An 11,620-nucleotide genomic window follows, 5' to 3' on the forward strand; every position below is an offset into this window, starting at 1 on the left:
ATTCCTGTGTATAAAAAAAGAGAGCCTCTGGCTCTCTTTTTTTGATCTTTAGTGGTGATGCTTGGCTTCGGTGAGGGTGATGGCCGGCGCCGGATGAGGCAGATCGTGAGGATCCTGCCCGTCGGCGGGGATTTCGGTCCAGCGCAACTCGCCCTGGGTGCATTCCTGAATGGTGTTCAGATACAGAGTCTCGCCCGGCTCGCCGGCCAGACGGGCGGTAAACACAAACTCGTCGTAGTGATCATCGCTCAGGTTGCCCCCGGTCCACACCAGCTCGCGCACATCCTCGCTCACTTGTGTGCCGTAATAATCGTAGGGAACGTCAAGTTTTTCCCGCTTCAGCTCCAATTGCCAGCCGGCCTTGGGCATAGGCTTGGCATGCTGTACTTCCAGCGGCAGCTGCACCCGCAGCGTCTGGGTGGCCGCACCGTCACAGCCGTGACCAATTTTAATCACACCCTTGTAATGACTGCCCGCCGGGGCGGTTTTGGTTTCCAGTGAGGCATGGGCAAAGGCGGCCTGGGACACAACCAGAGAAGACAGGGCGGCAAGAGCAAGGGGCAGCAAGGGTTTCATGAAAGGCATCCTGACAGATAAAAAGAAGCCTTATCATAGGGATTACATACTCTGTGACCATGCGACAAATTGTCGCACCCTGCCCTTTCAAAAAACAAAAGGGGCGCCGAAGCGCCCCTTGAGGTTCATGATGCGAGAGGATTACAGCGCCTTGAGGATGTTGTCCACGCTGTCTTTGGCATCACCAAACAGCATGACGCTGTTTTCGCGGAAGAACAGCGGGTTCTGCACCCCGGCGTAGCCGGTGTTCATGGAGCGTTTGAACACTACCACCTGCTGAGCCTTCCACACTTCCAGTACCGGCATGCCGGCAATGGGGCTGGCCGGATCTTCGGCCGCCGACGGGTTGACGGTGTCGTTGGCGCCAATCACCAGTACCGTATCGGTATCGCTGAAATCGTCGTTGATCTCGTCCATTTCCAGCACGATATCGTAAGGCACCTTGGCTTCGGCCAGCAGCACGTTCATGTGCCCGGGCAGACGGCCCGCTACCGGGTGAATACCGAAACGTACCGTCACCCCGGCTGCGCGCAGTTTGGACACCAGCTCCGCCACCGGATACTGGGCCTGGGCTACCGCCATGCCGTAGCCGGGAGTGATAATGACCGAGCTGGAATTCTTCAGCATGTCGGCCACGTCTTCGGCGTTCACTTCGGTGTATTCGCCGTCTTCTTCGTCACCACCGCTGCTCACGGCACCGTCGGAGCCGAAGCCACCGGCAATGACCGAAATAAACGAACGGTTCATCGCCTTGCACATGATGTAGGACAGAATGGCACCGCTGGAGCCCACCAGGGCACCGATGACGATCAGCAGGTCATTGGACAGCATGAAGCCCGCCGCCGCCGCCGCCCAGCCCGAGTAGGAGTTGAGCATGGAGATCACCACCGGCATGTCGGCACCGCCGATGCTGGCCACCAGATGCCAGCCAAAGGCCAGGGCAATCAGGGTCATCACCAGCAGCGGGAAGGTAGCGCCTTCCACCTGCACAAACCAGATCAGCAGAATGGCAGAGAGCACCACCGCCAGCAGGTTCAACTTGTGGCGATGCGGCAGCATCAGCGGCTTGGAGGACACCAGACCGCGCAGCTTGCAGAACGCCACTATGGAGCCGGTAAAGGTAACGGCACCGATGAAGACGCCGAGAAAGACTTCGGTGTTGTGAATATTCAGCATGGCGCCAGACATGTCGCCGTGGCTGATGTAGGTGTTGATACCCACAAACACCGCCGCCAGACCAACAAAGCTGTGCAGAATGGCGATCAGCTCCGGCATTTCGGTCATTTCGACTTTAAGTGCCAGACGAATACCGATGGCGGCACCGATGGCCATGGCCACGATAATCCAGCCCAAGCCGGTGACCTCGGGGTTGAAAATGGTGGCCAGCAGGGCGATGGTCATGCCCGCAACACCATACCAGTTACCGGCCTTGGCCGACTCCTGCTTGGAAAGACCGCCCAGGCTCAAAATAAAGAGCACGGCGGCGATAAGATAAGACGCAGTTACAAGTCCTTGTGACATTTATATTAGCCCTTTCTAAACATCTTCAGCATGCGGTGCGTAACGGTAAAACCGCCAAACACGTTGATTGACGCTATCAGTACCGCCACGAAGGCGAGGAAACTGACAAAGCCACCGGCTCCAACCTGGGACAGGGCCCCCACCACTATGATCCCGGAAATGGCGTTGGTGACCGACATCAGCGGCGTATGCAGCGAGTGAGACACGTTCCAGATTACGTAATAACCCACGATGCAGGCCAGCACGAACACGGTGAAGTGCGACAGAAACTCCGCCGGGGCAACCGCCGACAGCCAGGCAAACAGCAGGATGCCAACGCCACCGAGGTAATACTTGAGGTTGCTCGGTTTCTTGGCATGGGGCTCGGCCTGAGGTTGGGCCTTGGCGGCCGCCTTGGGTGCGGCAGAGACGCTGATGGCCGGCGGCGGGAAGGTCACTTCACCGTCTTTGACCACCGTCATGTTACGCAGTACCACGTCGTCGAAGTCGACCTTGATATTGCCGTCTTTTTCCTTGCACAACAGCTTGGCGAGATTGACCAGGTTGGTGGCGTACAGGGTGGAAGACTGGGTGGGCAGGCGACCGTTGAGATCGGTATAACCGATGATCTTGACGCCGTTATCGGACACAAACAGCTCGCCGGGTTTGGTCAGCTCGCAGTTGCCACCGTTCTGGGCCGCCAGATCCACAATCACCGAACCCGGCGCCATGGCCGCCACCATGTCGGCGGTAATCAGCTTGGGTGCCGGTTTGCCGGGAATAAGCGCGGTGGTAATGATGATGTCGACTTCTTTGGCCTGGGCCATGAACAGCGCCATTTCGGCGTCGATGAAGGCCTGGCTCATTTCCTTGGCATAGCCGTCGGCAGAGTCGGTGTCTTCTTCATACTCGAGTTCCAGGAACTCGCCACCCATGGAGTTGATTTGTTCCTTCACTTCGGGACGGGTATCGAAGGCACGCACGATGGCGCCCAGTGAACCGGCGGCACCAATGGCGGCCAGACCGGCCACACCGGCACCAATCACCAGCACCTTGGCGGGGGGTACCTTGCCGGCGGCGGTGATCTGACCGGTAAAAAAGCGGCCAAATTCATGGGCGGCTTCCACCACGGCACGATAGCCAGCAATGTTGGCCATGGACGACAGGGCATCCAGTGACTGGGCGCGAGAAATTCGCGGCACCATGTCCATGGCCATGACGGTAACGCCCTTGCTTTTGAGCTGCTCTACCAGCTCGGGGTTTTGTGCCGGCCAGATAAAGCTGACCAGCGTAGTACCGGCCTGCAACCGCTCGATTTCTTCGGTCGTGGGGGCATTGACCTTGTAGATAATGGCGGCTTGCCAGATTTGCTCGGCGGCGACCAGTGTGGCCCCTGCCGCTTCATAGGCCGCATCGTCAAAGCTGGCCTTGCTGCCCGCGCCTTGTTCGATACTGACCTCAAAACCCAGCTTGCGTAGCTGCTCGACCGACTTGGGGGTCGCTGCCACCCGTGTCTCGCCGCTAAGCGTTTCCCTTGGAATCCCGATTAACATAATAAATCCCTGATTAATGTTGATATCACAACCGGATACGCAGAGCGGATCCGGCTCAGGACAAGCTGTTCCCTCAACCTTCAGGCAGCCTTGCCGTTGATAATGACAGTCTGAATAACCTGTTCAGCCTGGGTGTCTCTTTTATGGCTATACCAAAACGACGCATTGATATTTTTTAATGCTACAAACATCGAAATCTCGATATTTATCGCTAAAAAGCGTGACAAGATAAGGAGATAGCACAACAAAAAGACAACACCACAAGCACTATACTGCCTCTTTCATAAAAAGATAAATCGATCTTTCCTCGAGGCTTAATAGGTAATGACTTTCAATCTCTAAAACATCATCGATTGCAGGGCCATATCGCGGAGATTGAGTGATGGGAATCACAGAAATAACAGCAATGAAAAAAACAGGGGCTCAAAGGCCCCCGCTTACCGGTGATTCAGCGCACCGCTGGTATTTGACCAAGCGCTGTTACTTCACAAACAGATACCAGTAACCGAACAGCACATTGAAGCCGGCAAAGAACAGAATACCCACCCAACTCAGTACCTTGATGCCGCCGCCCAGACGATACTGTTCTGGCACTTGCGGCAGCATCATCAAGCGGAAGTTGAGCCAGGAAAACACCAAGGCACTGACAAAGGCCGAGATCATGGCAAATTCCAGCATCGCCAGCAGGGCGCCCTTGAAGAACATGATGATCAGGGCGCCGACGATGCCCATTACCACCATCAACGGATAGGTATAACGGCTGCCGTGGCCGGTGGGGCCGCTCCCCTGCGGCTGGCCCAGTTGCACCAGACACTCGCTCAGAGCACGGCTGTAGCCATCGAGCACCGTTACCGTGGTAGAAAACATGCACAGGAAGGCAATCAGGGCAATCAACCAGCGGCTCCACTCCCCCATCACACTGGCATACACGTTGACCAGCTGATGTGCGAAGGCGATGCCCGATGTCGCCAGGCTCTCGCCGCTGCCATGCAGCACCAGAGCACCCAGGGCAACGAAGGCCAGCGCCAGCAGGGTAGATGTGACATAACCGACGTTAAAGTCAACCAGGGCGTCTTTGTAGTCCAGCTCGCCGCCCAATGCTTTTTTCTTCTGCCGTAACCAGACGCTGTTCCAGGAAGAAAGCTCGATAGGGGCCGGCATCCAGCCCATCAACGCCACCAGAAAACCCACCGAGGCCAGGTTCCAGGGGCTGGGAGAGACAAAGTCGGGCGGCGCCACGCCACCTTTATTCAAGGCAATAAACACGGCGCTAACGGTGGCCACCGCCAACCCCACGATAATCCACTTGGTTACCCGATCCAGGGTCTTGTAATGGCCGGTGATTAAAAATGCCAGGGAGCCCGCCAGTACTATCATGCTGAGCTGGGTCACGTTCAGGCTGTCGCCGACAAAGAGCCCCAGTATGCTGCCGCACAGCATGGCGACCCCGGCCGTGCTAATCACGGAGGCGAAGAGGTTCAAGAGGGTGAAAAAATAGAGATAGCCCCGGCCGATGCGATCATACCCCTGGATCAGGGTTTCATCCGCCGCCATGGTGTAACGGGCGCCGATTTGAAAGAAAGGATATTTAAGCAGGTTGACCAGCAGGATTAATCCCACCAGCTGCCAGCCATAAATGGCACCGGCCTGAGTGGATGCCACCAGATGCGATCCGCCGATGGCGGCGGCAGCGCCAAGAATTCCCGGCCCCAACACTCGCATATAGTGGCTTATGCTGCGTGAGCCTCCGTTTTCCGCTTCGACTAACTCTGTCATCTTGCTTTCCTGCCTGTTTACTTTGATTTTAAAGATGAAAACAAAGTAAAAGGCCACAGCAATATGGATAAATCAACTGATTTATCCATCCACCAATAGAAACGAGAAAAACAAAAAACTACCGAATAAAAGTATTAAGGTGGATAACTTCAAATACAAAACACAGCGCTTACCTATACTGATCGCCATCAGTTAAATAGCCACATATAACTCCAATCAATAAATTGCAGGATATAATACTATTCATCTCCCCATTCACCGGCCAGTAGCCAGCGTCCGGCAACGGGATAGCTCCCTTGCAGAGTAAAGGGAACCGACTCCCTTTTTCCCTGATTATCGATCTGTAGTGCCAGATGCAAATGCGGCCCCGAGCTGTAACCGGTATGACCGGACGCCGCTACCCGCTGCCCGGTTTTGACCTTGTCGCCTTTTTTCACTCGCAGCGAACCGGTTTGCAGATGCGCATAAAGGGTCATGGTGCCGTCGGCATGGCGCAGTCGCAGGTGATTGGCTTTGCCCCGATATTTAGCCTTCAAGCCTCCTCCCACGTGATGGTCCACCGCCGCCATTACCACGCCGTCTCGAGTGGCGTAAAGAGGGGTGCCCACCGGCAGGGCAATATCCAGCGCATAGCGATTGGACGGCTTGTTGTGGCTGAACTCGCCATTAAAGCCCTGAGAAACCCGGTAACGACCCGCCACCGGTGACGCCAGGTCCACGGTTCGAGCAAGGTAGGAGGGCGGAAACGATGACTGACGAGAAGCGGGTGCCGAGCGGATAAAGGTAGCACCGGCAATTTTCTGCACCTGCTGCGCACTGGCCGCCGGCCGTAATGCCGCGTTGCTGTAGGCAAAACCGTAGTCGTAACGCCAGCTGCCGGCTTGTTTGGCGGTCAGCTTACCGACAAATTTTTCTTCTCTTGCCGGCAGGCTGATCATCTGCTGCATGGCGTCGGGAATGGCCACATTCTGCATGCCGGAAAAACGCAAACTCAGTTGAGTGTTGGTAGGCAGGCGGTTCAGGGCAAAAAAGTAGTGGCCGTCTTTCTTTTCCACCACCCGCACCAGCACGGCGTCGCGATTGACCGCATCCTGCTGCCAGCGCGTGGTCGAGTGTTTGACGGCATGCAGCCGGTTATCGGTGTAGTGCACGCCACCGCCGGCATCCTGATAACGGTAGATGCCGGCGTGTGACCCGAGTGGCCATATCAGGAAGGTACTCAGCAGGCAAATCCATGAGCCTCTCATTCTTCATCCTTGTAGAACAGAGTGTTTGCCCCTGAGTATAGGAGCAAGCCGGCTATTTGTTCATCGGCACTTTATTCATCGACACCTTGTGCATCAATACGGCATCTTCAAAACCGGTATCGGTTCGATAATAGTGCCGTCGGCGACCGCCTTCCGTATAGCCACAAGACAGATACAGCGCCTGTGCCGACGTGTTCGACGCCCTGACCTCCAGCCACAGCCGAGTGAGGCCCTGCTGTTCACAAAGACGCAGATAATGCGCCATCAGCTGGCGACCCAGGCCCTGCCCTTGCCAGGCGGGAGACACGCAGATGTTCATCAGGGTACTTTCATCGAGGATGCGATCGGCAATAAAATAGCCGAGCAGCTGTTCCGGCTCCTGCCGCCGCGACTCTGGAAGCCCCTTATCCTGCAGCCCCGGTCCTGAAAGCCAGAGCGAGCCGGTAAAATAACGTTCGCCGAAGCTGTCGGCCAGCAGGCTGCGGCTCCAGGGGTACGTATGAGCCGCTTGCTCCACCACCAGCATGGCATCCAGATGGCCGGCGCTCAGTGGGCGAAAAATAGGTGACATAGCCGGTTCCAGAGTTCTTGTTTTTTGGCGGGCGTCAGTGGCAGGCAATCATGCCAGCCGAAAGGGGTAGTATCGCCGGTCAGATTCAGCCCCAGCAACACCTTCGCCGACGGCATGCCGGCCGCCAGCCAGGCTGCTTCATCCATTACCTGCAACTGTGTTTCATTCAGCGACAGGGCCTGCATCAAGTCCCGACTCAGGCAAGGTGGCAACAGCTTGCCCTGCCCGGTCACCAGCAGCACTTCTGCCATCTCAAGCGGGGGGGCAGGCGCATGTGGCAATCGCTCGGGATGAGCACAGCGCCAGGCGGGCAGTTTCAGCAATTGCCATAATTGCGATTGTAACGGCGTCATAAATACTCCATAACGCAAAAAGCCAGCTGTTAAGCTGGCTTTTCGAGAAGAAGTTGGCAGGGGCGGAGGGATTCGAACCCCCAACCGTCGGTTTTGGAGACCGCTGTTCTACCAATTGGAACTACGCCCCTGCAATGCGAACGAATTATAACGATCGGTTTTTAAAGGTAAAGCGCTTTTTAGCAGGCATGGGTTCGTTCGCTTGTATTTTCGCCGCATCAAGGCCGACGGCCTGTCAGATTTTGCTTTGCGCGCGCATTTCTCTATAATCTGCTCGATTTGCAAGTGCCCGGAGTAAGTGGAATAAATGCTCATTTCTGAACCCGAACGTCTGGCTGGTTTTACGCCCGTACGTCGTGAAAACGGCGGCGCTTGCACTGATTTAGCTCTAATGGCCCCCTTCAGGGGCTTTTTTATGGTCTTCACTTTACACCTTAAAGAGCGTTGCTGATGGCAAATCCCCTATATCAAAAGCATGTAATCTCCATATCCGACTTCACCCGTGCCGAGCTGGAACTGATCATCGACACCGCCGTGATGCTCAAGACCCATCCCAGACCCGATTTGCTCAAGCACAAGGTCGTGGCCAGCTGCTTCTTCGAAGCTTCTACTCGAACCCGCCTGTCGTTTGAAACCGCCATCCATCGCCTGGGTGGCGGCGTTATCGGTTTTTCCGACAGTGGCAGCACCTCGCTGGCCAAGAAAGGGGAAACCCTGGCCGACTCGGTGAAGATCATCAGCTCCTACAGTGACGCCTTTGTGATGCGCCATCCGCAGGAAGGAGCCGCGCGACTGGCCGCCGAGTTTTCTTCGGTACCGGTGATTAACGCCGGGGATGGCTCTAATCAACACCCTACCCAGACGCTGCTGGATTTGTTCACCATCTACGAAACCCAGGGCACCCTGCAGGGACTGACGGTGGCCTTTGTGGGTGACCTGAAATACGGCCGCACCGTGCATTCGCTGACCCAGGCCCTGAGCCTGTTCGGCTGCAAGTTCTACTTTATCGCGCCTCAGGCGCTGGCCATGCCCGACTACCTCTGTGACGAGCTGACCGAAAAAGGTATCAATTTCGAGTTCCGCGACAGCATGGAAGAGGTAATGGACGAGCTGGATATTCTGTACATGACCCGAGTACAGAAAGAACGCTTCGACGAAACCGAATACGTGCATGTGGCCTCAAGATACGTGCTTACCCCCGAGGTGCTGGACGGCGCCAAAGACAGCCTCAAGGTACTGCATCCCCTGCCCCGGATTGATGAAATCTCCGCCGAGGTGGACGACATGCCTTATGCCTATTACTTCGAGCAGGCGGAAAACGGCGTCTATGCCCGCCAGGCCCTGCTTGCCCTGGTGCTGAACGAGAGTCTGTGAGAGAGATGATGAACAAGAGCCAATTGCAAGTCGAAGCCATTCACAACGGTACCGTGATCGATCACATTCCCGCCGGTCAGGGCATCAAGATCCTGCAACTGTTCGGCCTGGTGCAGACTCACGAGAAGATCACCGTGGGCCTGAACCTGCCCTCGAAGGAACTGGGCGCCAAGGACATCATCAAGGTGGAAAACACCCGCCTGACTCCCGCCCAGGCCAACCAGCTGGCACTGTTTGCACCCGATGCCACCGTTAACCTGATCGAAGACTTCGAAGTGGTGAAGAAGTTGCAACTGCAGCTGCCCGAGCGGGTAGAGGGGGTATTTTCCTGCCCCAACTCCAACTGCATCAGCCATAACGAACCGGTGACCAGCAAGTTCAAGGTACGCGCCGTGGCCGGCCAGGTGCGTTTTCGCTGCAACTACTGCGAAAAGTCGTTCCACCAGGATTTCATGACCATATAACAACGACAAGCCGTCGGCGATAAACCATCAGCAGCCCCCTGTGGGCTGCTGATTTCGCCGTTTCCTTTCACTCTCCAGTCTTTTCCCCTCCCGGCTCACAACCGGCGTTTTCGGTTGCCAAAGCCGGTACCGCACGCCAAGCTGTGTGCATCGGTATTTCAAGGTTTCAACTCCATGACTCTGCTCCACACCCTGCAACAGCATTTCGGCTTTTCCTCGCTTCGTCCCGGCCAGCAACAGGTGATCGACACCCTGATGGCCGGGCACTCGGCGGCGGCGATTTTTCCTACCGGCTCCGGCAAGTCACTCTGTTACCAGCTACCCGCGCTGCTGTTGCCACAGCTGACGCTGGTGATATCCCCCTTGCTGGCGTTGATGCAGGATCAACTGGCTTTTTTGCAGCGGATGAACATTCCCGCCGCCAGCATCGATTCCACCCAAAGCTGGGAGGAAAGCCGCCGCATCATGCAGGAGGTGCGCGAGGGGCGCATCAAGGTATTGATGATCTCCGTCGAACGACTGAAGAACGAGCGCTTTCGCCAGTTTATCGGCCAGATACCGATTTCGTTACTGGTGGTGGACGAAGCCCACTGTATCTCCGAGTGGGGTCACAACTTTCGTCCCGACTACCTCAAGCTGCCGGATTATCGCCGGCAGCTCAATATTCCCCAGGTGCTGTTGCTGACCGCCACCGCGACCCCGAATGTGATCGATGACATGCAGCAAAAATTCGGCTTGTTACGGGAAAATGTGGTGATCACCGGGTTTTACCGTCCTAACCTGCATATTGAGGTCATCCCGGTTACCGAGGCAGAAAAAATGCCCGCCCTGATCGAACAGCTGCGTGAAGATCCGACGTTGCCCAGTATCGTTTATGTCACCCTGCAGCACACCGCCGAGCGAGTCGCCGAACAGCTGGCGGCGACCGGCATTGCGGCTCAGGCGTACCATGCGGGCATGGATCAGGATCGACGCCGTCAGCTGCAGCAGGCATTTATGGCGGGCAAGGTGCCCTGCATCGTCGCCACCATCGCCTTTGGCATGGGAGTCGACAAGGCCGATATTCGTCGCGTGATCCATTACGATCTGCCTAAATCCATCGAAAACTACAGCCAGGAAATCGGTCGCGCAGGGCGAGATGGCAAGCCATCTCGCTGCATACTGCTCGGCAACCAGAGCGGGTTGAACGTGCTGGAAAACTTCGTCTACGGCGACACGCCGGAATCGGAAGCCATCACGCGCCTGCTGCATGAATTGCAGCAGGCAGGAGAACAGTGGGAGCTGATGCCACTGCGGCTGTCCAACAGCACCAACATTCGTCTGCTGCCGCTGAAAACCCTGCTGGTTTACCTGGAACTTAACCGCACCATAGAGCCACAATATAGCTATTTTGCCGATTATCGCTTCAAGTTTATCAGATCTAAAGAAGAGATCCTGAGCAGCTTAAACCCCGAGCGTCGAGCATTTCTCACCGCTGTTTTCGATGGATCCCCTCTCGCCAGAAGCTGGTGCCAGGTCAATTTTGACGCCATCTGGCAGCAGTATGGAGGCGAAAGAAAACGGGTGATCAGTGCGCTCGACTATCTGCACCAACAAGGCTGGATCAGCCTGGAAAGCAAACAGATGATTGAAGTCTATCGAGTGTTACAGCGGAACATCGACTTGCAAGCCGAAACGGCTCGACTCCACGAACTGTTTCAGCAGAAAGAAAAAAGCGAAATCACCCGGCTTGCGGAAATGATCGGCTTCTTCGAAAGTGATCGCTGCCTGAGTCATCGACTGGCCGGCTACTTTGCCGATCATCAAGCGCCGGAACGCTGTGGTCATTGCTCTGTCTGCACCGGCCAGCCGGCGCAGCTACCCACCCCCAAGCGGCCGCCACTGCCCGCTGCCGAACAGTTACTGCACTGGTGCCAAACGTTACAGGCCGACAGTGAAAGTGAACAGCACTTGAGTAATCATACTCTCGCCTGCTTCTTATGCGGCATATCCACCCCGCTGCTCAACCGCCTGAAAGCCAGAAAAAGGCCCGGTTTCGGCCGGCTGGAGCAGCAGCGCTTTGGCGAAATACAGCAGCTTTTGAGCCAGCTGGGCTGATACAAATCACATTGGCGATGTCCTGATTCCGTGAGTTTGTAGTGGTCAACAAAAAGTGGCCACGGTTTTAGAGCTTTTCCAGAACCGCCGTTCAGACTCGTTTGGTGTG

The 11,620-nt window shown here is 56.1% G+C and carries 10 protein-coding genes and 1 tRNA gene; 3 read left to right on the forward strand and 8 right to left on the reverse strand.

Features of this window, described 5'->3' with window-relative positions:
* Positions 1-48 precede the first annotated feature (48 nt).
* The 8 genes from ABD827_RS10185 to ABD827_RS10220 all read right to left on the reverse strand — a co-directional run bounded on the left by ABD827_RS10185 (position 49) and on the right by ABD827_RS10220 (position 7,707).
* Positions 49-576, reverse strand: coding sequence for a YcnI family copper-binding membrane protein (locus tag ABD827_RS10185; RefSeq protein WP_344964662.1), 528 nt, complete (start codon positions 574-576; stop codon positions 49-51).
* A gap of 141 nt (positions 577-717) precedes the next feature.
* Positions 718-2,097, reverse strand: coding sequence for a Re/Si-specific NAD(P)(+) transhydrogenase subunit beta (gene pntB, locus ABD827_RS10190; protein ID WP_344964665.1), 1,380 nt, complete (start codon positions 2,095-2,097; stop codon positions 718-720).
* A 5-nt stretch (positions 2,098-2,102) separates the two neighbouring features.
* The gene (locus ABD827_RS10195; RefSeq protein WP_344964667.1) at positions 2,103-3,629 is read right to left on the reverse strand and encodes a Re/Si-specific NAD(P)(+) transhydrogenase subunit alpha; all 1,527 of its coding nucleotides are present in this window, start codon (positions 3,627-3,629) and stop codon (positions 2,103-2,105) included.
* 480 nt (positions 3,630-4,109) lie between these two features.
* Positions 4,110-5,405 carry an Nramp family divalent metal transporter gene (locus tag ABD827_RS10200; RefSeq protein WP_344964670.1) on the reverse strand — a complete coding sequence of 432 codons (1,296 nt, stop codon included), beginning with the start codon at positions 5,403-5,405 and terminating at the stop codon, positions 4,110-4,112.
* A gap of 239 nt (positions 5,406-5,644) precedes the next feature.
* The gene (locus ABD827_RS10205; RefSeq protein ID WP_344964672.1) at positions 5,645-6,652 is read right to left on the reverse strand and encodes a peptidoglycan DD-metalloendopeptidase family protein; all 1,008 of its coding nucleotides are present in this window, start codon (positions 6,650-6,652) and stop codon (positions 5,645-5,647) included.
* A gap of 52 nt (positions 6,653-6,704) precedes the next feature.
* Complete coding sequence (gene rimI / locus ABD827_RS10210; protein ID WP_344964675.1) at positions 6,705-7,223, reverse strand: ribosomal protein S18-alanine N-acetyltransferase; 519 nt, start codon at positions 7,221-7,223, stop codon at positions 6,705-6,707.
* On the reverse strand, positions 7,199-7,576 hold the full coding sequence (locus ABD827_RS10215; protein WP_344964677.1) for a hypothetical protein: 378 nt from the start codon (positions 7,574-7,576) through the stop codon (positions 7,199-7,201). Before ABD827_RS10215 ends, rimI begins: the two co-directional genes overlap by 25 nt.
* 54 nt (positions 7,577-7,630) lie before the next feature.
* Positions 7,631-7,707: transfer RNA gene (locus tag ABD827_RS10220), tRNA-Trp, on the reverse strand.
* 319 nt (positions 7,708-8,026) lie between these two features.
* On the opposite strand from ABD827_RS10220, the gene pyrB reads away from it, so the two are divergent.
* The 3 genes from pyrB to ABD827_RS10235 all read left to right on the forward strand — a co-directional run bounded on the left by pyrB (position 8,027) and on the right by ABD827_RS10235 (position 11,511).
* Positions 8,027-8,950 (forward strand): aspartate carbamoyltransferase, encoded by a 924-nt coding sequence (gene pyrB, locus ABD827_RS10225; RefSeq protein ID WP_298719559.1) that lies wholly within the window; start codon positions 8,027-8,029, stop codon positions 8,948-8,950.
* Between the two features lie 5 nt (positions 8,951-8,955).
* Positions 8,956-9,414 (forward strand): aspartate carbamoyltransferase regulatory subunit, encoded by a 459-nt coding sequence (pyrI, locus tag ABD827_RS10230; protein ID WP_298719573.1) that lies wholly within the window; start codon positions 8,956-8,958, stop codon positions 9,412-9,414.
* 174 nt (positions 9,415-9,588) lie between these two features.
* Positions 9,589-11,511, forward strand: a complete 1,923-nt coding sequence (locus tag ABD827_RS10235) for a RecQ family ATP-dependent DNA helicase (RefSeq protein ID WP_344964680.1) — start codon at positions 9,589-9,591, stop codon at positions 11,509-11,511.
* The last annotated feature ends 109 nt before the right edge of the window (positions 11,512-11,620 follow it).

The organism is Oceanisphaera sediminis, from assembly GCF_039539745.1.
Taxonomy (GTDB): Bacteria; Pseudomonadota; Gammaproteobacteria; order Enterobacterales; family Aeromonadaceae; genus Oceanimonas; species Oceanimonas sediminis.